The sequence below is a fragment of the Methylococcales bacterium genome, from assembly GCA_030949405.1.
Lineage (GTDB): Bacteria > Pseudomonadota > Gammaproteobacteria > Methylococcales > Methylomonadaceae > WTBX01.
In genome coordinates this window covers 909,440-934,895 of the sequence record JAUZSN010000002.1, presented here as the reverse complement: position 1 = coordinate 934,895, position 25,456 = coordinate 909,440, and the positions used below count along the sequence as shown (strand labels likewise).

At 35.4% G+C, this 25,456-nt stretch carries 32 protein-coding genes, 1 tRNA gene and 1 pseudogene; 10 read left to right on the top strand and 24 right to left on the bottom strand.

What is annotated here, in order from left to right; translation table 11 throughout:
- Positions 1-110: 110 nt before the first annotated feature.
- Positions 111-1,310, top strand: a complete 1,200-nt coding sequence (gene tyrS / locus Q9M50_04980) for a tyrosine--tRNA ligase (GenBank protein ID MDQ7089981.1) — start codon at positions 111-113, stop codon at positions 1,308-1,310.
- Positions 1,311-1,377: 67 nt separating this feature from the next.
- On the opposite strand, the gene Q9M50_04975 is transcribed toward tyrS, so the two are convergent.
- From Q9M50_04975 to Q9M50_04920, 12 genes and pseudogenes are all read right to left on the bottom strand, one after another.
- Entirely contained in the window at positions 1,378-2,907 is a 1,530-nt protein-coding gene (locus Q9M50_04975; protein MDQ7089980.1) for an alpha-isopropylmalate synthase regulatory domain-containing protein, read from the bottom strand.
- 65 nt (positions 2,908-2,972) lie between these two features.
- Positions 2,973-3,878, bottom strand: coding sequence for a hypothetical protein (locus tag Q9M50_04970; protein MDQ7089979.1), 906 nt, complete (start codon positions 3,876-3,878; stop codon positions 2,973-2,975).
- A 107-nt stretch (positions 3,879-3,985) separates the two neighbouring features.
- The gene (locus tag Q9M50_04965; GenBank protein MDQ7089978.1) at positions 3,986-4,705 is read right to left on the bottom strand and encodes a formate dehydrogenase accessory sulfurtransferase FdhD; all 720 of its coding nucleotides are present in this window, start codon (positions 4,703-4,705) and stop codon (positions 3,986-3,988) included.
- Between the two features lie 102 nt (positions 4,706-4,807).
- Positions 4,808-5,395 (bottom strand): annotated as a pseudogene (gene mobA, locus Q9M50_04960) (molybdenum cofactor guanylyltransferase MobA).
- 148 nt (positions 5,396-5,543) lie between these two features.
- Positions 5,544-5,620 (bottom strand) — tRNA-Pro (locus Q9M50_04955).
- An 87-nt stretch (positions 5,621-5,707) separates the two neighbouring features.
- Positions 5,708-6,061, bottom strand: coding sequence for a MerR family transcriptional regulator (locus Q9M50_04950; GenBank protein ID MDQ7089977.1), 354 nt, complete (start codon positions 6,059-6,061; stop codon positions 5,708-5,710).
- Positions 6,045-6,341 (bottom strand): integration host factor subunit alpha, encoded by a 297-nt coding sequence (locus Q9M50_04945; protein MDQ7089976.1) that lies wholly within the window; start codon positions 6,339-6,341, stop codon positions 6,045-6,047. Before Q9M50_04945 ends, Q9M50_04950 begins: the two co-directional genes overlap by 17 nt.
- Positions 6,342-6,345: 4 nt before the next feature.
- The gene (gene pheT / locus Q9M50_04940) at positions 6,346-8,721 is read right to left on the bottom strand and encodes a phenylalanine--tRNA ligase subunit beta (GenBank protein ID MDQ7089975.1); all 2,376 of its coding nucleotides are present in this window, start codon (positions 8,719-8,721) and stop codon (positions 6,346-6,348) included.
- Between the two features lie 95 nt (positions 8,722-8,816).
- Positions 8,817-9,410: a hypothetical protein gene (locus Q9M50_04935; protein ID MDQ7089974.1), complete on the bottom strand. Its 594-nt coding sequence runs from the start codon at positions 9,408-9,410 to the stop codon at positions 8,817-8,819.
- Between the two features lie 42 nt (positions 9,411-9,452).
- On the bottom strand, positions 9,453-9,716 hold the full coding sequence (locus Q9M50_04930) for a type II toxin-antitoxin system YafQ family toxin (protein ID MDQ7089973.1): 264 nt from the start codon (positions 9,714-9,716) through the stop codon (positions 9,453-9,455).
- A 3-nt stretch (positions 9,717-9,719) separates the two neighbouring features.
- Positions 9,720-9,974 (bottom strand): type II toxin-antitoxin system RelB/DinJ family antitoxin, encoded by a 255-nt coding sequence (locus Q9M50_04925; GenBank protein MDQ7089972.1) that lies wholly within the window; start codon positions 9,972-9,974, stop codon positions 9,720-9,722.
- A gap of 136 nt (positions 9,975-10,110) precedes the next feature.
- Positions 10,111-10,536: a DUF29 domain-containing protein gene (locus Q9M50_04920; GenBank protein ID MDQ7089971.1), complete on the bottom strand. Its 426-nt coding sequence runs from the start codon at positions 10,534-10,536 to the stop codon at positions 10,111-10,113.
- A 280-nt stretch (positions 10,537-10,816) separates the two neighbouring features.
- Between Q9M50_04920 and Q9M50_04915 the strand changes: the two genes are divergently transcribed.
- Positions 10,817-11,857: an IS110 family transposase gene (locus tag Q9M50_04915; protein ID MDQ7089970.1), complete on the top strand. Its 1,041-nt coding sequence runs from the start codon at positions 10,817-10,819 to the stop codon at positions 11,855-11,857.
- Between the two features lie 398 nt (positions 11,858-12,255).
- Here the strand turns inward: Q9M50_04915 and Q9M50_04910 are convergent, their stop codons facing one another.
- The 7 genes from Q9M50_04910 to Q9M50_04880 form a co-directional block, all read right to left on the bottom strand.
- Positions 12,256-12,654: a type II toxin-antitoxin system VapC family toxin gene (locus tag Q9M50_04910; GenBank protein MDQ7089969.1), complete on the bottom strand. Its 399-nt coding sequence runs from the start codon at positions 12,652-12,654 to the stop codon at positions 12,256-12,258.
- 5 nt (positions 12,655-12,659) lie between these two features.
- Positions 12,660-12,917 (bottom strand): AbrB/MazE/SpoVT family DNA-binding domain-containing protein, encoded by a 258-nt coding sequence (locus Q9M50_04905; GenBank protein MDQ7089968.1) that lies wholly within the window; start codon positions 12,915-12,917, stop codon positions 12,660-12,662.
- A gap of 99 nt (positions 12,918-13,016) precedes the next feature.
- Positions 13,017-13,613, bottom strand: a complete 597-nt coding sequence (locus tag Q9M50_04900) for a hypothetical protein (GenBank protein MDQ7089967.1) — start codon at positions 13,611-13,613, stop codon at positions 13,017-13,019.
- A 1-nt stretch (position 13,614) separates the two neighbouring features.
- Positions 13,615-14,220, bottom strand: a complete 606-nt coding sequence (locus Q9M50_04895) for a hypothetical protein (protein MDQ7089966.1) — start codon at positions 14,218-14,220, stop codon at positions 13,615-13,617.
- Positions 14,221-14,239: 19 nt separating this feature from the next.
- Entirely contained in the window at positions 14,240-15,259 is a 1,020-nt protein-coding gene (gene pheS / locus Q9M50_04890; protein MDQ7089965.1) for a phenylalanine--tRNA ligase subunit alpha, read from the bottom strand.
- A gap of 481 nt (positions 15,260-15,740) precedes the next feature.
- Positions 15,741-16,112, bottom strand: coding sequence for a transposase family protein (locus Q9M50_04885; GenBank protein ID MDQ7089964.1), 372 nt, complete (start codon positions 16,110-16,112; stop codon positions 15,741-15,743).
- 26 nt (positions 16,113-16,138) lie between these two features.
- Positions 16,139-16,657 (bottom strand): transposase family protein, encoded by a 519-nt coding sequence (locus Q9M50_04880; protein MDQ7089963.1) that lies wholly within the window; start codon positions 16,655-16,657, stop codon positions 16,139-16,141.
- 469 nt (positions 16,658-17,126) lie between these two features.
- On the opposite strand from Q9M50_04880, the gene Q9M50_04875 reads away from it, so the two are divergent.
- Together Q9M50_04875 and Q9M50_04870 are read left to right on the top strand one after the other, a co-directional pair.
- Positions 17,127-17,645: a transposase family protein gene (locus Q9M50_04875; GenBank protein ID MDQ7089962.1), complete on the top strand. Its 519-nt coding sequence runs from the start codon at positions 17,127-17,129 to the stop codon at positions 17,643-17,645.
- Between the two features lie 26 nt (positions 17,646-17,671).
- The gene (locus tag Q9M50_04870; protein MDQ7089961.1) at positions 17,672-18,043 is read left to right on the top strand and encodes a transposase family protein; all 372 of its coding nucleotides are present in this window, start codon (positions 17,672-17,674) and stop codon (positions 18,041-18,043) included.
- Between the two features lie 177 nt (positions 18,044-18,220).
- Here Q9M50_04870 and Q9M50_04865 read toward each other — a convergent pair whose 3' ends face one another.
- Positions 18,221-18,601, bottom strand: coding sequence for an ankyrin repeat domain-containing protein (locus tag Q9M50_04865; protein MDQ7089960.1), 381 nt, complete (start codon positions 18,599-18,601; stop codon positions 18,221-18,223).
- Positions 18,602-19,106: 505 nt separating this feature from the next.
- On the opposite strand from Q9M50_04865, the gene Q9M50_04860 reads away from it, so the two are divergent.
- Complete coding sequence (locus Q9M50_04860) at positions 19,107-19,535, top strand: bacteriohemerythrin (protein MDQ7089959.1); 429 nt, start codon at positions 19,107-19,109, stop codon at positions 19,533-19,535.
- A gap of 60 nt (positions 19,536-19,595) precedes the next feature.
- Here the strand turns inward: Q9M50_04860 and Q9M50_04855 are convergent, their stop codons facing one another.
- Positions 19,596-20,564 (bottom strand): HAMP domain-containing sensor histidine kinase, encoded by a 969-nt coding sequence (locus Q9M50_04855; GenBank protein MDQ7089958.1) that lies wholly within the window; start codon positions 20,562-20,564, stop codon positions 19,596-19,598.
- Between the two features lie 196 nt (positions 20,565-20,760).
- Here Q9M50_04855 and Q9M50_04850 point away from each other — a divergent pair, with 196 nt between their 5' ends.
- Together Q9M50_04850 and Q9M50_04845 are read left to right on the top strand one after the other, a co-directional pair.
- Positions 20,761-21,039, top strand: a complete 279-nt coding sequence (locus Q9M50_04850) for a hypothetical protein (protein MDQ7089957.1) — start codon at positions 20,761-20,763, stop codon at positions 21,037-21,039.
- Complete coding sequence (locus Q9M50_04845) at positions 21,036-22,262, top strand: DUF6399 domain-containing protein (GenBank protein ID MDQ7089956.1); 1,227 nt, start codon at positions 21,036-21,038, stop codon at positions 22,260-22,262. Before Q9M50_04850 ends, Q9M50_04845 begins: the two co-directional genes overlap by 4 nt.
- On the opposite strand, the gene Q9M50_04840 is transcribed toward Q9M50_04845, so the two are convergent.
- The gene (locus Q9M50_04840; GenBank protein ID MDQ7089955.1) at positions 22,228-22,449 is read right to left on the bottom strand and encodes a response regulator; all 222 of its coding nucleotides are present in this window, start codon (positions 22,447-22,449) and stop codon (positions 22,228-22,230) included. The genes Q9M50_04845 and Q9M50_04840 overlap by 35 nt on opposite strands.
- A 335-nt stretch (positions 22,450-22,784) precedes the next feature.
- The gene (locus tag Q9M50_04835; protein ID MDQ7089954.1) at positions 22,785-23,225 is read right to left on the bottom strand and encodes an LEA type 2 family protein; all 441 of its coding nucleotides are present in this window, start codon (positions 23,223-23,225) and stop codon (positions 22,785-22,787) included.
- A gap of 180 nt (positions 23,226-23,405) precedes the next feature.
- Here Q9M50_04835 and Q9M50_04830 point away from each other — a divergent pair, with 180 nt between their 5' ends.
- The 3 genes from Q9M50_04830 to Q9M50_04820 all read left to right on the top strand — a co-directional run bounded on the left by Q9M50_04830 (position 23,406) and on the right by Q9M50_04820 (position 24,334).
- Entirely contained in the window at positions 23,406-23,924 is a 519-nt protein-coding gene (locus tag Q9M50_04830; protein ID MDQ7089953.1) for a transposase family protein, read from the top strand.
- Between the two features lie 65 nt (positions 23,925-23,989).
- Entirely contained in the window at positions 23,990-24,172 is a 183-nt protein-coding gene (locus Q9M50_04825) for a hypothetical protein (GenBank protein ID MDQ7089952.1), read from the top strand.
- 9 nt (positions 24,173-24,181) lie between these two features.
- The gene (locus tag Q9M50_04820; protein MDQ7089951.1) at positions 24,182-24,334 is read left to right on the top strand and encodes a hypothetical protein; all 153 of its coding nucleotides are present in this window, start codon (positions 24,182-24,184) and stop codon (positions 24,332-24,334) included.
- A gap of 83 nt (positions 24,335-24,417) precedes the next feature.
- On the opposite strand, the gene Q9M50_04815 is transcribed toward Q9M50_04820, so the two are convergent.
- A complete protein-coding gene (locus Q9M50_04815; GenBank protein MDQ7089950.1) occupies positions 24,418-25,254 on the bottom strand; it encodes an SDR family NAD(P)-dependent oxidoreductase in 837 nt (278 codons plus the stop codon).
- Between the last annotated feature and the right edge of the window lie 202 nt (positions 25,255-25,456).

Here is a 25,456-nt window from a genome sequence, read left to right as displayed (position 1 = left end):
AATCGTCCAGCCTTATCGAATTATAGACTATTAACAAGTTATTTTCCCAGCAATTAACCCTAACTCACTTTATAATAACGCTATTATTGATTAATTTATGGGAAAAAATAATGTCAGATGATGTTCTGAAAACCTTGATGAGAGGGACGGATGAGGTTTTAATTGAAAAAGAATTGATTGAAAAATTACAACTTAATCGTCCATTGCGAATTAAGGCAGGTTTTGACCCTACTGCTCCTGATTTACACCTAGGACATACCGTTTTAATTAATAAATTAAAGCAGTTTCAGGACTTAGGCCATCAAGTTTTATTTTTAATTGGTGACTTTACGGGCATGATTGGTGATCCAACGGGAAAAAATGCGACGCGTAAACCCTTAACCCGTGAGCAGGTTTTAGACAATGCCAAAAGTTATCAAGATCAAGTTTTTAAGATTTTAGATCCCGATAAAACACAGGTGATGTTTAATTCAACATGGATGAGTGCGATGTCTTCTGCGGATTTAATTCAATTAGCCGCGAAACATACCGTGGCTAGAATGTTAGAACGCGATGATTTTAGTAAACGTTTTAAAGGCAGTCAGCCGATTGCTATTCATGAATTTTTATATCCTTTAATACAAGGGTATGATTCGGTAGAAATGCAAGCCGATGTGGAATTAGGCGGAACCGACCAAAAATTTAATCTCTTAGTCGGACGGCAATTACAATCCGTTTATGGACAAAAACCTCAAGTCGTTATCACGATGCCTATTTTAGAAGGCTTAGATGGGGTTCAGAAAATGTCAAAATCACTTAATAATTACATTGGTATTTCAGAACCAGCGGATGAAATATTTGGTAAAATCATGTCAATTTCAGATGAATTGATGTGGCGTTATTTTGAGTTGTTAAGTTTTAGACCGATGACTGAAATTGAGCAATGGCACGATGAATGTAATCAAGGGGCGAATCCTCGGGGCTATAAAGTATTATTAGCCCAAGAAATTATTGAGCGTTTTCATGATAAGCAAGCCGCTATAAAAGCCTTGGAAAATTTTGAAGCTCGCTTTCAACGGGGCGCGATTCCTGATGAAATGGATGAAGTCACTCTAAAGACTGATCTTGATGGGTTGGCAATTGCCAATATTTTAAAAGAGGCGGGGTTGGTCAAGGGAACCTCGGACGGGATGCGAATGATTAAACAAGGCGCGGTCAAAATTGATGGTGAAAAAGTGACTGACCCTAAATTAATCATTGCGGTTAACACTCAACAGGTTTATCAAGTCGGTAAACGAAAATTTGCTCGTATTGAAATTATTAAAAACTAATTTTTAAATTTACCTCATCAATCAACAGGCTTTCGTGATGATCAATAAAATCATTACGAAAGCTTTATTAACGCTCGTGTAATTGAATATTAATAATTCTAAGGGCCGCTAATACGGCGGCAAAAACCTGATTAGAATGCACGCCCCGCGTTTTTCTTAATTTATTTTTACAATCCCACGTAATCACACATTCAGTAATCGCATTGGTGTGGCCGCCCCTAGGAATTCTCACTTCATAATCTAATAATGCAGGTAAGGTATAGTCATGCAATTTCATGACTTTATTAATCGCGTCAATAAATGCATCAAAGCCGCCATTTCCTGAACCCGATGACACGTGCATTTCACCTTTGACTTCAACACGTAAACTCACGGTAGCCTCTAAATTAAACCCACTGGTAATCGTGCAATTTAACAGTTTAATATGTTTATATTTTTTACTTTCTAAAACATCCGCAATAATAAAAGGCAAATCATCGGTTGTAATCGTTTGTTTTAAATCACCCAGCTTTACGATGCGCGCCAAGACCTTTTTTTGATTTTCTTCCGATAACTCCAGTTCGAGTAATTCTAGATTCTTTTTTAAGGAAGCCTTGCCACTCATTTTACCTAACGCGTAACTGTGTATTCGTGAAAAACGTTCAGGAACCAACTTACTTTTATATAAGCCGCCTTTTTGATCACCATCCGCATGAATCCCTGCGGTTTGAGTAAACACATCACTTCCAATAATTGGGGTATTAGCCGCCACGCGTTTACCTGAAAAATTTTTCACCATGTCACTTAATCGCATTAAATGACTTTCATCAATGGATAATTTTTTATTCATTTTATCGCGCAAAACCACGCTCACTTCGGCTAACGAGGCATTTCCTGCTCGTTCACCTAAACAATTGATCGTACAGTGAATTGACTTAACCCCCGCACGAACGGCTGCCATCACATTCGCCGTTGCCAGCCCATAGTCATTATGTGGATGAAAATCAAACTCAAGTTCAGGATAACGCGAACACATATCATCCAAACTGTTAAAAACTTCCTCGGGCGACATCACCCCTAACGTATCAGGTAACATAAAATGACTAATACCCGTTCGCTGTAAACTATCCATCAATTCAAAAACATAATCACGATTATCTCGATAACCATTTGACCAGTCTTCTAAATAAACATTCACCGATAAACCTTTACTCAAGGCATAACTAACCGTTTTAAGAATATCATTTAAATGTTGATCCAACGTTTTTCTCAGTTGTTCACGGCAATGTTTTTCACTCCCTTTAGTCAGAAGATTAATAACACTGCCACCTGTTTCCAAAATCCAATCAACACTCCGCGTATGATCGACAAAGCCTAAAACTTCAACCCGACCATCAAATCCTTCTTGACGCGCCCATGTGTTAATGCGACTCACAGCTTGTTTTTCACCCTTGGAAACCCGTGCAGAAGCCACTTCAATGCGATCGACTTGTAACGATTGTAATAAAGCTTTCGCGATATTAACTTTTTCATCAGGTGAGTACGAAACCCCTTGTGTTTGTTCACCATCGCGTAGCGTGGTGTCCATTAATTGAATGTAATTTTCTTGATTGGACATAATGTATAAATAACGTTAAAAAGTAATCGTTTAGAGCGTTTAATGATAAACGGGAATTAGAGGCGTTAATTATTCGATAAATAGGCTTTAATTTCTTCTTTTGATAAGCCCGCTAATATTTTTTTATGGTCAACTTCTGATAATATAGCATCAACTTCTAATCCCTCTAAACGTTCTTTTGCATCTAACCCCACCATACGCTCTTTTGCATTCAATCCTGCTAACTTATCCACTGGGTTAATTTTATCTAAAAGTTCTTGTGCATTGAAATAAGGTAAAATATCTTCAACTTCTAATGAAGTTAAAAAAGTATCTCCCCAAAAATCACTCATGGCGGCTAAATCTTTTTCTGTCAATTCGATACGCATTTTACTTTCCTCTCGGTCTTTAAACCAATATCCCCATAAACTTGATAAAAATAACTTTAATCGTAACGAGGCTAAATTGAGTCCTGTTTGATTTAATAATGCAAAGGCTTTTTGTTTCTCTAATCGTCTACTAGCAAAACATTTTATCCACGCATTATGTTCTTTTCCTGACAATTCATTTAAAACAATCAAGACCACTTGCCGTAAAACCCGTGTTTGAGTGATATAAATTCCTTTATATTGACTTTGTTGATACGAAAATTGAGCTAACGTATCTGCTTTCGGGGTTCGAGCACTGATTAAAAAACTTTGTACTTGGGAATCATTTAAATGATGACTTTTTTTATAAAAATAATCATAACCCAAGGTTTGTTGCATGGCCTTTTCGTTAACCGATTCGCTGTATTTAAATTCTAATAAAATATGACTTGCCGTACTATCACGAATTCCATCAGGAAGACGTAATCGTTGCTCATCAGTCCAGTACTTAGTTTTTCGTCGCAACAACAGAATATCAGCTTCGGGTGGGTTCGCCATAATTTTAACATCACATAAGACAGTGATGCCCACAGACGTTAATAATTGTTCTAGCAAGGTTCCCAATAAACGATGCCAACGTGTTTTAGGGGGTTTTTATATTTTTGTCATCGTTAAAACAATAACAAACCTAACGTGATTCTTCAAGCAAAATTTTTACGGTGGGAGGGCTATTATTCCAATGCGTCAAAGATCATCGACTTAACCCCATTAAGCACTAAAAAATGCCGACCTTTCGCTCTTGAAATTAAAATAACCCCCGACTGTTTGGCCATTTCTAAACCCATTTGAGTCGCCCCTGAACGCGATAATAAAATAGGAATCCCCATTTGCGACACTTTAATAACCATCTCAGAGGTTAATCGGCCTGTGGTATAAAAAATTTTATCATCGCCTTTAATTTTATTAAGCCACATGTAGCCTGCAATCGCATCAACCGCATTATGTCGCCCGACATCTTCAATAAAAAAATCTATCGTCGCGCCTGAACACAACGCACAGCCATGAACGGCCCCTGCTTTTTTATACACTTCATTGTGTTCTTTTAACGAGGTGAGCATGGCATAAAGAATCGACTGTTTTATATGCGTCTCGGGAAGATTAATTTTTTTTAATTTATCCATTAATCGCCCAAAAACAGTGCCTTGTCCACACCCTGTTGTCACTGTTCGCCGTGCCATTTGTTCTGAAAAATCACTTTTTTCATGATGGGTCACAACGGCAACAGCCTCGGTTTCCCAATCAACTTGTACCGCTTTAATCTCAGTCAAGTTTTCAAAAAAACCTTGATTCTTTAAATAACCTAACGTTAACAACTCAGGATGTGTTCCCATCGTCATTAACGTTACAATTTCTTGTTTATCAACATAGAGCGTTAAAGCGCGTTCACCCACCAATTGTATTTCTCGTGACAGCCCTCTTTCATCGGTCACCACCACAGAATTTGAAAGTTCGATACCTTCATGACTCAATTCAGGCAGATAAGTCGATGAATTTTCCAACGCCAATAATTCATCTAAGGTATTAATATTTAAAAAAATCTCAGCTTGCTGACTAAAATCCACCTTAACTAACTTATGTTGTTGTAACCAGCGATCAATTTTACGTTCACCTGCGTTTAAATACGCCTCTAAACTCGTTTTTAAATGTGTTTTTAACGCTAAAAAAACAGGATGCAAACGTTCACCATCAAAGGCCACTGCAATTTCAGCTTGATTTTCTTCTAACGACGTTAATAGCTTTCTTAAATGCTCAGGCGTAATTAAAGGCGAATCACAAGGAATGACTAATAAAGTAGCGTTGTCTGTTGCCAGCATAGCGGTTAAAACCCCCGCCAAAGGCCCGTCAAACTGTTCGGTTTGATCGGCAATAACAGGAAAACCCCAGGCTGAATAACGCGCATGATTACGATTAGCATTAATTAACACCGTGCTAACTGTCGTCTTCATCGCCTGAATGGCATAGGAAATTAAAGGCTGCCCCTTATAAGAAACTAAGCCTTTATCTTGATGATTCATTCGTCGCGCTAATCCGCCCGAAAGAATGACCCCTGTTACGTCTGTTACGTCTGTGAACAATTCCATAATTAATTTTGAAATAGGCAGGAAAGTATCTGTATTATCGCGATAAAGCGGACCGCATAAAGACGAATACAGGAAAAAAAGCTGAATACTTAAAGAGGAGGGTCACGATAACGTATAAGAAACGCATTATCTGAATGACTATTTCAACTGGTCGGGGCGAGAGGATTTGAACCTCCGACCCCTACAACCCCATTGTAGTGCGCTACCAAGCTGCGCTACGCCCCGACAATTGAATAAACACGGATAAGAACCGAAAGACTCAGTTCTAAAATAAGAGAGCGAATTATACGTTATTCGCTCATCAAATTATAGTTATTTTAACAGTAATAACATTTCTTCTAGCTCACCAATCATTTGATGGATAAGTTGATGACGTTGATTTGAGTCATCTTTATTATCATCACTTTCAAGATGCGCCCTTGCCCCCCCGATGGTGTAACCTTTTTCATATAATAAGGCACGAATCTGGCGAATAATCAAAATATCCTGTCGCTGATACGAACGACGATTTCCTCGCCGCTTAACGGGATCTATTTGACTAAATTCCTGCTCCCAATAGCGAAGCACATGAGGCTTTACCCCACATAACTCACTGACTTCACCAATCGTAAAGTACTTTTTTGCAGGAATGGCTGGCAATTCATTATTATTACTCGGCTCCAACATACGCTTCGACTCTTCCTCTTAATTTTTGACCCGAACGAAAGGTCACTACCCGTCTTGCTGTAATAGATACCTCCTCTCCCGTTTTAGGGTTTCGACCAGGACGTGGGCTTTTATCTCGTAATTCAAACTTACCAAAACCCGATAATTTAACTTCATTACCCGCTTCAAGAGAACTTTTAATTTCTTCAAAAAATAATTCGACCATTTCTTTTGCTTCGCGTTTATTTAATCCTAATTCATCAAATAATTTTTCAGAAAAGTCAGCTTTTGTTAATGCCATTTAATTAATCTCTCAGTTTTGCACCGATTTTATCGGTTAATGTCGTTAATACAGTGCTAAATATAGCATCTATTTCAAACTCTGCTAGCGTTTGTGCAGAATCTTGCAATTGTAAGCTTAAAGCCACGCTTTTATAGCCTACGTCTACGCCTTGGCCTCGATAAATATCAAATAAATGAATTTCTATTATCGCGGCTTGTTCGCATTGTTCAATACACTGTGTAATTTGTTTCGCCGTAATCTCTTCCTTAACTAATATCGCCATATCACGACGAACAGAAGGGAATTTAGAGAGTGAACGAAAACTCGGAATCATTTTATTGAGTACTTTTTCAAGCTCAAGTTCAAATAAAAAAACCTGCGTTTCAAAGCCTAATTTTTTTTCTAATGTGGGGTGTAACATCCCCAGCCAACCTATCAATTCACCCCGCTCATTACTAATCTTAGCACTTTGCCCTGGATGTAAAGCGGCGTGTTGTTCTGCTGTGAATTCAAGGCTTAAGTTTGATAATGAAAACAAGGCTTCTAAATCCGCTTTCACATCAAAAAAATCCACTTTACGAATTTTTTCACCCCATTGTTCAGCTTGAACCGAACCTAAAGCTAATCCAGATAAGCGTTTAGTTTGTATCGTTTCACCTTCAATCTCCACAAACGATAAGCCTGTTTCAAATAAACGCACTCGATTTTGTTGACGATTGGTATTATACAAAGCCGCTCGTAATAAGCCGCCCCATAAGGTGCTGCGCATCACTGATAATTCAGATGAAATTGGATTTTTAAGTTTAATAACTTTATCATTAGGCGCGATTAATTGCTGAATTTCCTCATCAACAAAACTATAGGTAATGGCTTCTTGATAACCTTTAGCGACCAATAAATCTTGCGCTTGTTCTAAAGGCAATAAAGCTTCGGGGGCCTTACCTAATTCGGACCGCATCAACAGGCTGCTTTGAGGTAAATTGTTATAGCCATAGATTCGAGCAATTTCTTCAATTAAATCGGCTTCAATGGCAATATCAAAACGCGCCCCTGTTGGCGTGACCGCCCAACTTTCTGTTGAGGTTTCAACGCTCATTCCTAAACGCTTGAAAATAGCCGTGACCTCGTCATCCACCATTTCAATGCCAAGCATTTTGTTAATACGTTGTTTTCTTAAGGTAACCGCAGGACGTGTGGGTAAACATTCATCACTAGCCACTTCATTAATAGGCCCGACCGACCCTCCTGCCATCTCAACAATTAATTGCGTTGCTCGTTCAATGGCTTTCTGTTGTAGAAAAGGATCAACGCCCCGTTCAAAACGATGCGATGAATCCGTATGTAAACCATATTTTCGAGCCTTACCCGCAATCGCCGTTGGGATAAAAAAAGCACATTCTAGGAAAACATCGGTCGTTGTTTCACTCACCGCTGTTTCACTTCCGCCTATAATTCCAGCTAAAGCCAAGGCTTGTTTATCATCGGTAATCACTAAAGAATCGGTTTCTAACTTAATCTTTTGGTCATTCAGTAACGCCAGTTCTTCTTTATCTTTAGCATAACGAATGGTAATTCCATCGGTTAATTTTGTTGCATCAAACGCATGTAAAGGCTGTCCTAATTCTAATAAGACATAATTAGTGACATCGACTAAGACACTTAAACTTCGTAAACCGCCACGTCTTAAACGTTCTTGCATCCATAACGGCGTTACCGCTTGTGGATTGATCCCTTTAATTAATCGACCTAAATAACGAGGACAGGCTTCTGGCACATCGACGTTAATACTTAAAGTTTCATCATGACTTATTTTAACGTTTTCAAAAGCAAGCGGCTCAAAATCCATTTGATTCAGCACCGCAACTTCTCGCGCAACACCTTCAACACTCAAACAATCGGCTCGATTTGGGGTTAAGTCCAATTCGATAATATGATCATCTAAACTTAAATACTCTCGAACATCGGTACCGACAGGTGCATCATCGGCTAATTCCATTAAGCCATCCGCACTGTCTGCAAGTCCGAGTTCCGTCTCTGAACACAACATTCCAAATGATAATACGCCGCGTAATTTGGATTTTTTAATTTTAAAATTTCGAGGTAAAATTGCACCGATTAAAGCGGCTGGAATTTTTAAACCGACACGAACATTATTTGCCCCACAAACAATTTGTAATGGCTCATCCTCGCCTACTTCAACGGTACAAACGTTTAATTTGTCAGCATCAGGATGTTTTTCAATGGTTAAAATTTCACCGACCACGATTTTAGAAAATTCAGCCGCCGCAGGTTCAACTGAATCGACTTCTAATCCAGCCATTGTTAATTGTTCAACTAATTCATTGGTAGAAACCGCAGGATTAACGCGTTCTCTTAACCATGCTTCACTTATTTGCATAATTTAATTTTAAAAAAGGTTTTTGTTAAGGTTTTAGTTACACGCATCTTTATCTGTGCGGATTAGTATTCTTTTTTTATGATTTTAACGTTTATTTAAGAGACCGTTTTAGATAGTACACCGAGTAATAAGTCGATTGAGTCAATAAAATAAGTTTTTTTATCAATATAAATTTTATTTTTTTCTAACTTTAAGAAATGCCAAATACTACCCGTAGAAACGATTCCATAAATAGTCCGTTCAACATTTTCTTGTTGGTTAAAAATTTGTGCGGCAACCATTTCTGCCATACATTGCCCTAAGCCACTATTAATATTATCATTTTTTGCTTCGACAAGGGCTAAAACAGGCGCGGTTAAACTGTATTGAATCGGTGATGCACTAATTAAAAAATCACAACGTCCTGATAAGCCATGTTGTTTATCGACTGTAAAATTAATCCCCGAAAACAAACTAATAGAATGATTGGTTATTTCAGTTAATTCAGCCAATAAAGGCGCGATAATAAACTCAGAGCGTGCTTTTTCTGTGCCAATCGCGTGAGCTAATGGCAAATACTTTTCCATTAATTCAATTAAAAATGGACTAGGTTCAATGTGTTTAACATCTTTAAATAAAACTTCATTGTCAATTAAGTCTAAATTAAAAGTTTTTATGACCTTTTGTACGGTGAATTTATTGTATGCCATATTTTTTGATTAGACTTATAGTTTGTGTGTATTTCTTAATATTTAAAGACCTAATTTGGAGTGAGAACCTAGCCTTACTAGTTGGAGACAGTCTATATTTTGTTTTCGATAGATTAAAATCAAATCAGGTTGAATATGACAGTCTCGAAAATCTTTCCATTCACCTGTTAAAGAATGATCACAAAAATTTTCTGGCAAGGACTCATCATTGGCTAGTTTCCATAAAGCTTCGATAAAATTTGATTCAAACGTGCCTATTTTTTTAAAATCCCGTTTAAAGGCTGTTGTCCACTCTATTTTTCTCATGGACTATTGAATTACCTGCATAAATTGCTCTATAGTTTGAGCAGATTGCAATTGACCTATTCGTGCCTCTTCCATTGCGGCAATGGTTTCTGCATTAGGAAGCAGGGGGTCAAAAGGGAGTTTATGCTCACGAGCGACTTTAATCAACATGAGGCGAATAGCATCGGGAATAGTTAGTCCCATTGTTGCCAGCACAGTAGCCGCTTCTTTTTTTACCGTATCATCAATTTGAGTTTGTATTAAAACATTAGTTGTCATTTCAAAACCTCGAAGAAATTATGTAAAATTTTATTTAATTGGTTCTAAATCGCTTGCAGAAAAATTTGCAGACCTACGCATTACATCCACTTAAAACTGATTCTAGTTAGTTATTTTTGTGAGTTACCTTAAAACCCTAATTAGGATAAAACTCAGAATCCATAATTTCTTCCCAGTTCCAAGGGCAAATACTTGGAAAGTCTTTTTTACTCAGTTTTGTTTCTTTAGCGGCTTTAACAATAGCTAAACGATAAGCATCTTCTAAAATATCATTTAAGCGTGGTTTTAAGCTGGGGTTTTCTTTTAACACATCTAAAAACTGAATCCGTTGCTCATCAATACTTAATCTCCAACTTCTACTTTTTTTTGAGGGTTGGAATTTCCATTTCAATAAATGCAGTAATAATATTGTTAATCGACTTTGTAGCTCGCGCTTTTCCGACCGCCCCATGCTCTCAATTTCCTCAATAATATTAGTCAAATCAAGCAAATTCAATCGACCGTCTTTAAGTAACGCCGCTTGTTGTTGTGTCCAACCATAAAAGTCTGTTTCGTAAATCATATTCATTTTCAATCACCCAGCTAAATAAAATGTACAAATTAGTCACTCATTTTAAATTTTATAGCCTCAATATCCAAAGGTGTCGCCTTACCACTATCTATACCTTGTTGAATTTCTTTTAAGTTGCAACTTATAAAGTTGGTCGCGTTCCTCTAATAAAGATAAGGCTTCTTGAATAATGTCATTAGCTAATGGAATGGTTCGTCCCACTTTTACAACCGCCCTAAAAGGGATGATAATAACCGTTATTCATTTTCAGCACAAGTGTGAGGTCATAGTCATGAGCAAAGTTAATTCAAACAAAAATATCGCCGTCTTAGGGATTGATTTGGCGAAGAATAGTTTTCAGCTACATGGCGTGGATGAAGACGATAACGTGTGTCTGAAAAAGAAACTCACACGCAACAAGCTGAGTGCCTTTATCGCTAATCTGCCGCCGTGTTTAATTGGCATTGAAGCCTGCGGCGGCGCGAATTATTGGAAGCGCATTTTCTCTCAATTTGGGCATACGGTCAAAATTATGGCTCCACAATTTGTGAAGCCGTATGTGAAATCAAACAAAAGCGATGCCTTGGATGCGGAAGGAATTTGCGAAGCTGTGCAACGGAAGTCGATGCGCTTTGTCCCCAGTAAAAGTGTTGAGCAGCAGGATATTCAATGTATGCATCGCATTCGTAGCCAGTTGATTGGGCGACGCACTGCGCAAGCGAATCAAATTCGCGGCTTGCTGATGGAATATGGCATCATCATTGCGCAAGGCATTCACTCGGTCAGTAAGATTATTCCTGAGTTGCTAGAGGATGCAGAAAACCAACTTTCACCGATATTTCGAGAATTATTGCAAGAGCTTTACGATGAAATGAAGCACCTCAATGAGCGGATTGATTCGATCGAAATCAAGTTAAAACAGGTCTGCGCTCAGAATGAAAACTGCCAACGATTACTCACTATTCCCGGTGTCGGACTGTTAACTGCCACGGCTTTAATCGCTGCGATTGGCGACATCAATGTGTTTAAAAATGGACGCGAACTCGCGGCATGGCTAGGGCTGGTGCCGAGGCAACATTCCACAGGCGGCAAGCCGACATTATTAGGGATTAGCAAACGCGGCGACACTTATCTGCGCACCTTGCTGATTCACGGTGGACGCTCGATGTTACGGGTAGCGCATAAATACGAAGACAAGCGTAATAAATGGATTGTCAGTTTAAAGGAACGACGCGGCGAAAATATTTCCACAGTTGCCATCGCCAACAAAAACGCGCGTATCGCATGGGCGGTATTGAGCAAGCAAGAAGATTACTGCATCAAGAGTACTTAGGATTTTAGTTAGGAAAAATCGAATCCACTTTTTAAAGACGAGCAACAGAACAAACGATCAGTTTACAACGAATTGCGTAGATAAAGTTTAAGTGATGGCATAAAAGGTAACACCTGCATTTCCAGCAACCTGTAGCGGACGGAGACCTTCGAGGTCGTTTAGCTGATGAGGAGAAAATGCGCGGATTCCATCAGGGCTAGAGGGCTTTCAGCGCCTCATTTAAAAGCCGGATATATGGCTGCACTATTTTTTTATGTCACGAAAAAACTTTACTTGCAATACGGGACGAACCATATATGTCTCATAAAGTCCACTCGCAAGCTTGTTTTTAAGCACCGCTTCATAATGTGTATTTAATGTAACTTGCATAATCTACCTCTTTAAAAATTTACTTTTATTTAATCAACCCAATTCTCAATTTTTAAACCAGAAACTCTTTTAAATTCACGAACATTATTAGTCACCAAAACAGCCTGACAAGCCAATGCATGACAGGCAATCCATAAATCATTTCCACCAATCGGCGTTCCTGCTAATTTTAATTTTGTAAAATGAATCGCGTAGTAATGACAAATATCAGCCTTTAAATCAAATTTAACGGGAATAATACGAATTAACTGCTCAATTTGTTTTAATACTCGTTCTTTGCGAGTGCTACGTTCTGCTCCTTTTAGCAATTCGGCATAAGTCACAAAAGACATACACAACTCCGCACCTGCATCCAATTCATTAACACGTTGCGCCACTTCAGGTGGTTTATTTTTAAGTAGATAAATAAGGATATTAGTATCCAACATATAAATCATAAATTGACTCTATCTTGCATAAGTAACGATTCTTGCTGATTTTTTTCCAATTCATTAATAAATATTTCATCATCAAAGCTTGTCAAAACCGATAATAAAGCATCACCACGTTTATTAAAAACAGGGTGAATCAAGAGGTCGCCATTTTCAGTGCGACTAATTTCAACTTCCGTGGTATTTAATTTAAAAACATTAGGAATATTAATGGCTTGAATATTATTACTATTTAAAACAGAGGACATTAAAGCAGACATAATTTTATCTCCTAATTATATTAGTGAATTGAAAAATTTTCTCGTTTGTATCATTAATACACCTGATGAATTTAATTTTTTAAGTTCAAGAACTCCATTTTATTCAAGCATAGATAAAATAATCTCCAAAATAATATTAATATCTTTAATATAATACTCTTCAAGATCAATAAACACTTGGCTTTGTTCTAGCTTAAGAAATTTCCAAACCGTTCCCGAGGTTACAATGCCATAAATAACAGGGGTAACATTACTTTCTTGTAAATTGAATTGCTGTGCCGCCACCATTTCAGCAATACATTGACCTAAGCCAGCCATGATATTCTCATTTTTAGCTTCAACTAATGCAATAACAGGTGAATCAATAAATAACTGTTCAGGCGATGCACTAATCATAAAATCACAAAAGCCTGTTAAATTTCGCTCCGCATCAACATCAAACTTAACGCCTGAAAATAAACTGATTTGATGCTTTAATTTTTTACGAATTTCAATTAATACATTCACAATAATTAATTCAGAACGGGCTTTTTCAGTTCCAATTGCCAAGGCTAATGGTATATTTTCTGCCAACGCTTCTTTTAAAAAAATACTTGCTTCAACAGGTGATTCTGAAACAAACAAATTTTGTTGTTCAATATGCTTTAAATCAAAGGTTTGTAAAACTGTTTTGAGAGTAAAATCGCTATAAGCCATCTTAATTTTGTATCTGTAAATCTGCAATAAAAATACCCAAAATTTTAGACACAGAATCTAAATAATATTCTTGAGTATCAACATAAATAACATCGTCAACTAATTGCATAAAACGCCAAATACTTCCTGTGGTCACACAACCATAAACCACTTTTAAAGGTTTTTGTTGCTGCTGATTATAAAGCTGTGCGGCAACCATTTCCGCCATACATTGTCCAAAGCCTGAATTAATATTATCATTTTTTGCTTCTACCACTGCGATTACAGGGGCAGATAAAGATAACTGATTACTGGAAAGAGAAAACATAAAATCACAAAAACCATTTAAGCCTTTTTCTTTATCGACATCAAAACGCGTGCCTGAAAATAAACTGACTTGATTCCCTAATCGTTTTTTTATCTCTGCTAAAATCGGCGCAATAATAAATTCAGAACGGGCTTTTTCCGTACCAATCGCACTGGCTAAAGGAGTCAAATCTTCAAGCAGTGAAGTTAATCTCTCCGATGGTTCTATGGATGAAATTTCAGAAAATAAATCTTTTTGGCTTTGAATAGTCACCGCAAAATCTTTTTCAATCGCTTCAATGGTAAAACTTTCGTAACTCATTTATTTTGCAATCCAAAAATTAATTAAACTGCTGTAAAAACTTCAAATCATTTTCAAAAAATAAACGTAAATCATTAATTCCATAACGCAACATGGCTAAACGCTCAACGCCCATTCCAAAAGCAAAGCCTGTAAATTGATCGCCATCAATATCGACTGACTTAAAAACTTCAGGATGAATCATTCCACAGCCCATAACTTCTAACCAACCCGTTTGACCACAAATACGACAGCCTTTACCTTCACACATCACACATTCAATATCGACTTCGGCAGAAGGTTCTGTGAACGGAAAATAAGAAGGGCGAAAACGTACGCCTATATCTTTTTCAAAAAAGGCACGCAGAAATTCATAAATCACGCCTTTTAAATCTGCAAAACTGACATCCGTATCCACTAAAAACCCCTCGACTTGATGAAACATCGGGGTATGAGTAATATCGGAATCACAACGATAAACACGACCCGGTGCAATCACTTTCAATGGTGGCTTTTCAGCTTCCATTGCGCGAATTTGCACGGGTGAGGTGTGGGTTCTTAAGACCGTATGCGCGTCAAAATAAAAGGTATCGTGCATTGCGCGAGCAGGATGATGTTCTGGAATATTTAACGCTTCAAAATTGTGATAATCATCTTCAATTTCAGGGCCTTCAACCACGTTAAAGCCCACACTCGCAAAAATCTTGTTGATACGTCTTAACGTTAAAGTAACAGGATGCAAACCAGCGGGGGATTGCCCTCGTCCAGATAAGCTAACATCAATAGCTTCACTGGCTAAACGCTCATCTAAGGCCGCTTGCTGCATTGCGTTTTTACGTTGCTCCAATTGCTGTTGAAACTCAGCTTTAGCAGTGTTAATCGCTTGCCCAACACTGCGGCGTTGATCGGGTTCAAGTTTTCCAAGTTGTTTCATCTGTAGGGTAAAAGCCCCTTTTTTTCCCAGATAGGAAACACGTACTTGGTCAAGTTGATTTAAGTCGGTTGTCGCCGTAAGCTCTTTTAAAGCCTCGGCTAAAATTTCATCTAAAGTTGTGGACACAGGTTAGTTTGGTTATCGTTAATAAAAAATAAAATCTATCTTAGCCCACTATTATACGGTATTCGTTTGCTAGATAAAACACTCATTAATACACGACCCCTTTTTATTTTTATTTAAAATCAAGGTATTAATGCGATTAAAAGGTGATCTTTACACTTTAGAGTAAGTAAACGTCAAAAAATGAAGGTTAGAGAGGTCACCACGGTTTCTATTTTAGAATAATGCTAAGTCTCGAAATGCAAGGCTACCAACTTAAGACGAGACAAGTTGAGGTTAGCTGAGCTTATCGAAGTATGAACGGTTAAGCCTCGCTCCATAATCTCCCGTCTTAAGTGGGTAGCCAGATGCAAAACAGGGTCTATTTTCCAATTATTTATGGTAGGTTACCCCACCCCAGTTTAAAATTGATCGCTATAAAATTCATTTATTTAACAAATAATTTTAATAGACTTGTTCTTTAAGAAGAAGTTAATATATCATGTTAAAATTCCATAGGATAGCCGCTAAAAAAGAAAATAAATCTTTTACACCTTCTTTTTTTATTTCTAAACTTGTCAACTAGGCATCTATATCTTTTCATTCCACCGATTACATGCTCAACAATGACTCTTTCACGACTCATATCTTTGTTTTCTTTTTTTTTATTTTCTGTTAATGTTGGGTTTGGATTATGCTTAGATTTATTTGGTTTTTTATGAGGAATATTTACCGAATTAGTTTTATATTCATTATTAAACCCCAAATAACCTAAATCAATAAATATATTAAAATTACTAAACCAATTTAATTCTGGATTAAATTCTTTTTTAAACATTCCATAATCATGATTTTTACCTGGAAAACTAACCCCAATATATAAAATTAAATGACCTAAAGAAGCTATAGTGGTATTTTTAATTGTATGCTGTTTTTTTTACCACTGTAAAATTCATTTTGTTCTTCATAGTCACTAGGGCGTTGTACAGCACGCTCTGTAGCATCTATTATCAATGTTTGAACTCCGCCAAAAGCCTGCTGCATTTCTTCAGGGGTTGAAAAACTTGTTGCAGGTAAAACATTAAATATATCTAACGTCTTTATTAAAATTGGAAATAATTTGTATACATGAGTATGGGCGCATGATTTATTCATATTAAAAGAAAACCCTAAGTGATCGAAAGTAGAATAGCACTTCATATAATTTAATATAAATAATAATTTGTCTGCGGGTGTTTTTAATGTGCTATCTAAACCACTACCGTATTTTCTTTCTTTATTTTCATGTTTTTCTTTTTGATCTTCAATAAGGCTCTTTTCAAATAGAGATAATAGTAAAATAAAATGTTCTGTTTTTAATCCTGTTAAAGCTCTTAACTGTCTATCATCATAAATTCTTGGTAAAATTTCTTTTATTTTCATGTTATACTTTGATTTTTATTTTTTATAGAAATTTATTATAAAGCTTATTTATTATTTTTAATAATTTAATTTAAAGTTTATTTATTAGGCTGTATCAACTGATTGTGAATGTTATCAAGTATATATAAGCAATTGATTTTAATATATTTTATTTAGAAGAACAAGTCTAATATAATGAAAATGAAGGAATCATTGAAGAGTTAATACATTTAGGGGCTAATATTAATGATAAAAATAAACAAGGAAAAACAGCCCTTGATTTAGCAATTAGAAATAATAATTTTGTAGCTGAAAAATCATTAGACTTGTTCTTCTAAATAAAATATATTAAAATCAATTGCTTATATATACTTGATAACATTCACAATCAGTTGATACAGCCTAATAAATAAACTTTAAATTAAATTATTAAAAATAATAAATAAGCTTTATAATAAATTTCTATAAAAAATAAAAATCAAAGTATAACATGAAAATAAAAGAAATTTTACCAAGAATTTATGATGATAGACAGTTAAGAGCTTTAACAGGATTAAAAACAGAACATTTTATTTTACTATTATCTCTATTTGAAAAGACCCTTATTGAAGATCAAAAAGAAAAACATGAAAATAAAGAAAGAAAATACGGTAGTGGTTTAGATAGCACATTAAAAACACCCGCAGACAAATTATTATTTATATTAAATTATATGAAGTGCTATTCTACTTTCGATCACTTAGGGTTTTCTTTTAATATGAATAAATCATGCGCCCATACTCATGTATACAAATTATTTCCAATTTTAATAAAGACGTTAGATATATTTAATGTTTTACCTGCAACAAGTTTTTCAACCCCTGAAGAAATGCAGCAGGCTTTTGGCGGAGTTCAAACATTGATAATAGATGCTACAGAGCGTGCTGTACAACGCCCTAGTGACTATGAAGAACAAAATGAATTTTACAGTGGTAAAAAAAACAGCATACAATTAAAAATACCACTATAGCTTCTTTAGGTCATTTAATTTTATATATTGGGGTTAGTTTTCCAGGTAAAAATCATGATTATGGAATGTTTAAAAAAGAATTTAATCCAGAATTAAATTGGTTTAGTAATTTTAATATATTTATTGATTTAGGTTATTTGGGGTTTAATAATGAATATAAAACTAATTCGGTAAATATTCCTCATAAAAAACCAAATAAATCTAAGCATAATCCAAACCCAACATTAACAGAAAATAAAAAAAAAGAAAACAAAGATATGAGTCGTGAAAGAGTCATTGTTGAGCATGTAATCGGTGGAATGAAAAGATATAGATGCCTAGTTGACAAGTTTAGAAATAAAAAAGAAGGTGTAAAAGATTTATTTTCTTTTTTTAGCGGCTATCCTATGGAATTTTAACATGATATATTAACTTCTTCTTAAAGAACAAGTCTATTGAGCGGCAATGATTAAAGCCGTTTCATTATTATTTACTTTCTTATTAATCGGCTACCAGTTTAAGACGGGACACTTTTAACATCGTAGTTCAATGAAAGCTAATGTCTCCGCAGTGGTTGGATTTACTGCTGTCCCGCCTTAAGTTGATAGCCTATTAATCTGAGCTCCCAGAGAAACTAATTCCCGAAGTATTTTGGGGTGTTTACTATAACCCGCCGCCCCTGTTAATGCCGTTCCTGAAAAAAGTAAATCCGCCTCTGTTACATCGGCACCTCGTTCGACTAATGCTTTAATAATAGCGATATCCGATACACTCATTGCCGCCCACATTAAAACAGGCCCATTTTTATTCCCAATTTTTAAAGCGTCGTCTGGAATATCGTTAACACTTGCTAATGTTGATTTTTCCCAATACTCAGAAGAGCTGTATTTACGATAAGGATTATTTATTTTTAAAAAAGCAACAAATAACAGAGTACAAATAAGCACAGCAATATATATTGGATTAATCGACTTCATAACATCCCTTAATTTATTTTTATATTTTGATAATAGAAACCAGTCTATAGTACTAGACTATTAATACTCCCTTAAGGTTGAATACACGACCTATTATCACATTCTAGCATTTAACTATGTATGTGACAAAACTTAAACATTGCCTCGAATAGGTGATAAAAAATGTTAAGATGACCTTGTTTGCTTCCTAATAGTTATTTGTAGACCCAATAGATAAGGTTCTAAATAATAATTTTAAGATCTTTTCGGAATTCAAAAACATGCTTTATACGCTAACATTTATCGCAAATATGAAACATCTAAAAATTTATGCACAGCGACTTATTTACTTTAAAAGTATAAATTTATAACCGAAAAAACCTATTTTATAATAGATAACGTGCTTATCTTAAACCACGGCTATAACTAACCATCATTTTGCTAAATTTTTTCAAACTCATAAACACTTATTAAATATCTATAAACTGTAAACGTTAAAAAAATAATTAAATTAATGGTGATGTAAATGGATGAAATGAAAATATGTGCGTGGAATCAAAACTATACTGTCGGTGTCCCTGTACTGGATAGGCATCATCAAAAGCTTTTTGATATATTAAATGATCTTTATGTTTTAATGCGAGATGGGTCTGAAGATCAAGCAATTATTCGTGTTATTGATGAGTTGCTGGATTATACCCACTACCATTTTGATGAAGAAGAGAAAGTGATGGAACAAATAAAGTACCCTGAGTTAATCTCTCATCGACAATTGCATCAGAAATTTGTTACGGTGGTCAAAGAATTACACGCTAAATCACATAATGGTATGGCTATTTTTTTAGCCACTAAAGTTTCTAATGCGAGGCTAGGATGGTTAAAAACACACATTCGAGGGGTCGATAAAAAATATCACGACTATATGAAATTACGGGGGGTTGATTTAGACCATTAAAAAATAAAACTTAGCAATAAAACTAAATATGGAGACTATTAACCTATCCTCCATATTTAATTAACTTCCCATTAATTCAGGGGCAAATCGAGGTAATTTCACGATAAACTCAGCCCCTTCATCTAACACACTCTTTACACTCAATGTCCCCCCCAGAAGTTGAACCAGCCTTAATGAAATACTTAAACCCAAACCTGTCCCCTGCGGATTAAGATGCTGTGACTTTTGAATTTGAAAAAAATCACTAAAAAGTTTCTGTTGATTTGCTTCCGAAATCCCAATACCCGTATCTTTAATAGAAAACATAAGCCATTGATCATTATCAAAAGTATCAACACTAATATTAATTACACCATGATCTGTAAAGTTTGCCGCATTAGTAATTAAATTAATGAGTATTTGAGTTAAACCCGCTTTATCTGAAAGCATATCCCCTGCATTAGCCAAATAAGAAACATCTAAATGATTGCTATTCTTAGTGACCAACTCAGTACAATCACCCACTATTTCATCCAACATTTCTGTGACTGAAAAATGGTCAATCACCGTTTCCACTTTACCCGATTCAATTTGTGAAAGTATCTGTAATTTATTAATGATATTTAATAAATGATGGCTAGAATGAACAATTTGATTAACGGAGTCTAAAACGCTTTGATTACCTTGAAAATCCATTTCCAATAACTGAGAAAACCCTAAAATAGAATTTAAGGGCGTTTTTAATTCATGGCTCATGGATGAAATAAAAATTGATTTATCTTGATTGGTTTTTTCAGCTTTTTCTTTAGCCAATTGCAGCTCACGTTCAAGCTTTCGTCGGTCTAATTGTAATTGAACCCGTGCTAAAATAACATTAGGATCAACAGGTTTTGTTACATAATCATTTGCTCCATTTTGCAATGCAATCGTAATGTTTTCAGCATCATATAATGCCGTAATAATAATAATTGGAAGTTCAATCTGAGAAAAATCTTCTCGTAATTTAATTAATGTTTGATAACCCGTCAAGCCTGGCATTAACTGGTCCAGTAACAGGCTACCAACTTAAGACGGGACAAAATAAAGAACTAACTGCGATATTCTTGTATCATAGGTTAATGACTAAAAAAACAGAACAACACAGAAAATACGCGCAGCTAGTCACGCAATTATCGCTGAAATTACAACAACAGGCAAGCAAACTGTTCGTAACTTAGCTTCAATTGTTGGTCGCTCAAAAAGCAGTGTGCATCGTCATCGTCAAGCGCAAACAAAGCGAAATCGACATCCTGAATCATCATTATGGGAAACCGAGGCAGGTAGTTCTTGGCAAAGATTAATGGTGTTTTCCGCCTTGTATGTCTTTGGATTAAAGGCAGGCGTAGGTGCAGAGACTTTATCGCTGTTTTTTAAAATGATACGGATTGACACCCATGTGGGCGTATCACCCGACGCACTACGGACTCAAATCAATAAAATGGAAGTCTTATTGCCGCAGTTTCAGCAAGAATGCGAAAAAGTGTGAAAAAACAAACACGTAAAGTTGTTGCTGGGCTGGATGAGACTTTTTTCGGCAACTTTATGATTTTAGTTTTAATGGACTTACGTTCTGGCTATCTTTTGTTGGAAGATATTAGCGATGATAGGTGCTACGATACTTGGTATAAAAAGGTTTCGCCACGATTAGAATCATTAGGCATTGAGGTTAATCATGCGATTAGTGATCGCGCTAAGGCGTTGATAAAAATGGCAGTGACGGGGTTTAAGTGCGAATCGGGGGCAGATATTTTTCATGCTCAACAAGATATGAGTCGCTGGTTAGGCGCGAAAATCGGCAGGCGTGCAGCAAGGGCTGAAAAACAGCGGCAAGCAGCGCAAACCGCAGAGTCTACTGTTTCTAAAACGGCAACGATGCAGAAAATTATTGGACTTAAAACAACACGGATAACGGCTGAAAAAGAGCTTGAAGAAGCCAAAAAAATACAAACAGATTATCACGAAAACTTACAAGGGATTGCGGATGAAGTTCATCCTTTTTCACTCAATGATAGTCGTAGAAACGATGCGGAACAGGTTGAGAAGTTGCTAGAGTTAAGAGCGCGAGCCTTTGAAAAAATAGCGGAAAAACAAGGGATTAACGATCATAAAGGCGTGATGAAAAAGTTTCGTAATCAAATAAAACCGTTAGCGGTATCCATCAGTTTTTGGTGGCTTTGGGTACGCGAAACCTTGCAAAATTTGGGGCTTGATGCGGATACCGAATATTGGTTGACCACAACATTATTACCCGTTGTTTATTGGCATCAGAAAATGGAACAAACTAAAAGCCGCAGGTCAAAGGAAAACTATCGAAAAGCTTGGGAAACCGCGTCTGATAAGCTCAAATCAGACCCATTTAGTGCAAAGTTATCAATCAGTGAAATGCAGCGATGGCTAACATTGGCGGAGCATATGGCAAGGCAGTTTCAACGCAGTTCATCTGCGGTGGAAGGGCGAAATGGCTGTTTATCGCAAATGTATCGCAATGGGCGAGGTTTGAATAAAAAGCGATTAAACGCGTTGACGGTCATTCATAACTACGGAATCAAACGTGAGGATGGCACAACCGCCGCCATGCGTTTATTTGATACCGAGTTTCCAGACTTGTTTTCATGGCTACTGAATGAAATGGGCGAGTTACCGCTTCCTAGAAATAGTCGAAAGCGTGTGTTTTCTAACCCTTTGAAATTGCTGGATGTCCCGTCTTAAATTGGTAGCCCAGTAACAAACAATCAAACGGTTGCACCTTAACCAATTCAAGAACCTCTTCACCCGTCCCCGCTTGAACAATTTCAAAATCGGGCGATCGAAATGCAAAGGCCAGCATTGCTCTATTGGTTGCCATATCATCAGCAATTAAAATACGTGAAATGCTCGCCTGTTTTGATAATACCATTTTTATTATTGAATAAATAACTAGATTAATAGTTGTTAAATTAAATACCACAAATAAAATTTTGGGTAACTTTTCAGTGTATAAAATAGAGATTTTATACTCCTATACTCATCATAAAGTTTGTTTTTTAACAACTAAATCATTATACTTAACGCAATAAAAATGTAAGTAAAAGCGTAAGAAAAGTAAATTATATTTTCATTATAAACTGTAAGTAAAAAAATAAAAATAAAATAAATATAAAAGTATCGATTTATAACAATACTTACGTTTTAAACTGAAAATTAGGCTAGAAATTTAATGATTCTGACATAAAAATGTGATCTTTATCATGCTTACTTTGTTAGCTTTAAATCCACCTTATCAGCGTACTGAAACGGAAAAGGAATTGCAAAGCTAGTCACTCCAATATCGCCTGTAATTTTATAATCTAATGTACGCTTGGCCAGTGAAAACCATTGTCCCCAGCCATCAATAACGTCTGCCAAATTACTACTAACATCCGTTTCTAAAAACCCTTCTCCCCCTGCTGGAATGGTTACTGCATCATTACTTGTTCCCTTAGCAAATTCTTGATCATTGATAAAAAGTTGATAGTTTAAATTCTGTATCGGCAAAGGAAAAGAATTGGGGTTTTTTATTAATAAACGTAAGCGATAAACTTGTTTAGTAATTCCCATTTTAACCAATTGAACCTTGTCTAAATTAACTTTCGGAGCAATGGCTTGAATTCCTGAAAAAGAATTCCCTGTTGATGAGCAGGCGGTTAAGGTCAATAAAGCAATAATAGACTTGTTCTTCTAAATAAAATATATTAAAATCAATTGCTTATATATACTTGATAACATTCACAATCAGTTGATACAGCCTAATAAATAAACTTTAAATTAAATTATTAAAAATAATAAATAAGCTTTATAATAAATTTCTATAAAAAATAAAAATCAAAGTATAACATGAAAATAAAAGAAATTTTACCAAGAATTTATGATGATAGACAGTTAAGAGCTTTAACAGGATTAAAAACAGAACATTTTATTTTACTATTATCTCTATTTGAAAAGACCCTTATTGAAGATCAAAAAGAAAAACATGAAAATAAAGAAAGAAAATACGGTAGTGGTTTAGATAGCACATTAAAAACACCCGCAGACAAATTATTATTTATATTAAATTATATGAAGTGCTATTCTACTTTCGATCACTTAGGGTTTTCTTTTAATATGAATAAATCATGCGCCCATACTCATGTATACAAATTATTTCCAATTTTAATAAAGACGTTAGATATATTTAATGTTTTACCTGCAACAAGTTTTTCAACCCCTGAAGAAATGCAGCAGGCTTTTGGCGGAGTTCAAACATTGATAATAGATGCTACAGAGCGTGCTGTACAACGCCCTAGTGACTATGAAGAACAAAATGAATTTTACAGTGGTAAAAAAAACAGCATACAATTAAAAATACCACTATAGCTTCTTTAGGTCATTTAATTTTATATATTGGGGTTAATTTTCCAGGTAAAAATCATGATTATGGAATGTTTAAAAAAGAATTTAATCCAGAATTAAATTGGTTTAGTAATTTTAATATATTTATTGATTTAGGTTATTTGGGGTTTAATAATGAATATAAAACTAATTCGGTAAATATTCCTCATAAAAAACCAAATAAATCTAAGCATAATCCAAACCCAACATTAACAGAAAATCAAAAAAAATAAAACAAAGAGATGAGTCGTGAAAGAGTCATTGTTGAGCATGTAATCGGTGGAATGAAAAGATATAGATGCCTAGTTGACAAGTTTAGAAATAAAAAAGAAGGTGTAAAAGATTTATTTTCTTTTTTAGCGGCTATCCTATGGAATTTTAACATGATATATTAACTTCTTCTTAAAGAACAAGTCTAATAAAAAGAATTAGTTTCATAATAAATAGATAAAATTAATGGATTAATCGGTTAGTTAAATTAAATTTTTATAAGTAAATAATCTAACCATGTTGTCGGTAAAATACGTTTTAAATAACCAAATAAATACGTTGGAAAAGTTACATAGTAACGAGCTTTCGGTTTTGTTGATTCTAAAGCATGTAGAACTTTTTTAGCAACCGCATCAGCGGGTAATGTAAAAGGAACCGCATCCCCTTCTTTTTTTAATCGTTTTTCTATTTCTAAATAAGCCTCTTTATGAAAACTAATCTTAGAATTAATATTCGTTTGATACATTAAAAAAGAATTTTTTCTAAAGTTACTTTGGATTGGCCCTGGTTCTATTAACGAAATATAAATTTTTGTTTCCCTTAATTCTAACCTTAATGTATCCGCTAGACCTTCTATTGCATATTTACTTGCATTGTAAGCCCCTCTGTATTTTAAAGCCACCAAGCCTAAAATAGAACTGTTATAAATAATCCGACCATAACCTTGTTGACGCATTATCGGTAAAATAAGGTTAGTTAATTCATGGGTTCCAAAAAAATTAGTTTGGAATTGCTGAATTAAAACATCTCGACTTAAATCTTCTACGGCACCAGGTTGACCATAAGCCGCATTGTTGAATAAAGCATCCAGTTTTCCATCGGTTAATTTAATTAACAACGTCACGGCGTGTTGAATACTTTCGCTATTATTCAAATCCAATTGCAAGGTTTCAAATCCTTCCGCTTCTAATTTCAAAACATCGGATTTTTTTCGTGCTGAGGCAATCACTCGATGACCTGTATTTTTTAAGACATGGGCGGTTCTATAGCCTATACCAGAAGAACATCCTGTAATCAAGACAATTTTATTTTTTTTACTTTTCATTCAAAATTCCTAAGAAATCAATAATAGATAATAATATATATTATTATTATTAAGGGACGCATTTTCTGTGGATAACTCAATATTCCTTTTTAAAATCATTAGCTTATCCTGTGGATAACCCTGTGGATAACCTGTTGACAAATTGTGGATAACTTTTTCCGAATAACTTACCCACAGGTTATCCACAGGGTTATCCACAGGG

Coding starts and splice junctions, on each gene's coding strand:
- pheT (MDQ7089975.1), bottom strand. CDS start 8,721: ATGCAAATAAGTGAAGCATGGTTAAGAGAACGCGTTAATCCTGCGGTT.
- Q9M50_04830 (MDQ7089953.1), top strand. CDS start 23,406: ATGAAAATAAAAGAAATTTTACCAAGAATTTATGATGATAGACAGTTA.
- Q9M50_04895 (MDQ7089966.1), bottom strand. CDS start 14,220: ATGAGTTACGAAAGTTTTACCATTGAAGCGATTGAAAAAGATTTTGCG.
- Q9M50_04820 (MDQ7089951.1), top strand. CDS start 24,182: ATGAGTCGTGAAAGAGTCATTGTTGAGCATGTAATCGGTGGAATGAAA.
- Q9M50_04880 (MDQ7089963.1), bottom strand. CDS start 16,657: ATGAAAATAAAAGAAATTTTACCAAGAATTTATGATGATAGACAGTTA.
- Q9M50_04945 (MDQ7089976.1), bottom strand. CDS start 6,341: ATGGCATTAACAAAAGCTGACTTTTCTGAAAAATTATTTGATGAATTA.
- Q9M50_04840 (MDQ7089955.1), bottom strand. CDS start 22,449: ATGGTATTATCAAAACAGGCGAGCATTTCACGTATTTTAATTGCTGAT.
- Q9M50_04860 (MDQ7089959.1), top strand. CDS start 19,107: ATGGATGAAATGAAAATATGTGCGTGGAATCAAAACTATACTGTCGGT.
- Q9M50_04930 (MDQ7089973.1), bottom strand. CDS start 9,716: ATGAGAAAAATAGAGTGGACAACAGCCTTTAAACGGGATTTTAAAAAA.
- Q9M50_04825 (MDQ7089952.1), top strand. CDS start 23,990: ATGTTTAAAAAAGAATTTAATCCAGAATTAAATTGGTTTAGTAATTTT.
- tyrS (MDQ7089981.1), top strand. CDS start 111: ATGTCAGATGATGTTCTGAAAACCTTGATGAGAGGGACGGATGAGGTT.
- Q9M50_04865 (MDQ7089960.1), bottom strand. CDS start 18,601: ATGAAGTCGATTAATCCAATATATATTGCTGTGCTTATTTGTACTCTG.
- Q9M50_04925 (MDQ7089972.1), bottom strand. CDS start 9,974: ATGACAACTAATGTTTTAATACAAACTCAAATTGATGATACGGTAAAA.
- Q9M50_04915 (MDQ7089970.1), top strand. CDS start 10,817: ATGAGCAAAGTTAATTCAAACAAAAATATCGCCGTCTTAGGGATTGAT.
- Q9M50_04935 (MDQ7089974.1), bottom strand. CDS start 9,410: ATGGCATACAATAAATTCACCGTACAAAAGGTCATAAAAACTTTTAAT.
- Q9M50_04920 (MDQ7089971.1), bottom strand. CDS start 10,536: ATGATTTACGAAACAGACTTTTATGGTTGGACACAACAACAAGCGGCG.
- Q9M50_04815 (MDQ7089950.1), bottom strand. CDS start 25,254: ATGAAAAGTAAAAAAAATAAAATTGTCTTGATTACAGGATGTTCTTCT.
- Q9M50_04975 (MDQ7089980.1), bottom strand. CDS start 2,907: ATGTCCAATCAAGAAAATTACATTCAATTAATGGACACCACGCTACGC.
- Q9M50_04905 (MDQ7089968.1), bottom strand. CDS start 12,917: ATGTCTGCTTTAATGTCCTCTGTTTTAAATAGTAATAATATTCAAGCC.
- Q9M50_04875 (MDQ7089962.1), top strand. CDS start 17,127: ATGAAAATAAAAGAAATTTTACCAAGAATTTATGATGATAGACAGTTA.
- Q9M50_04950 (MDQ7089977.1), bottom strand. CDS start 6,061: ATGTTGGAGCCGAGTAATAATAATGAATTGCCAGCCATTCCTGCAAAA.
- Q9M50_04910 (MDQ7089969.1), bottom strand. CDS start 12,654: ATGTTGGATACTAATATCCTTATTTATCTACTTAAAAATAAACCACCT.
- Q9M50_04900 (MDQ7089967.1), bottom strand. CDS start 13,613: ATGGCTTATAGCGATTTTACTCTCAAAACAGTTTTACAAACCTTTGAT.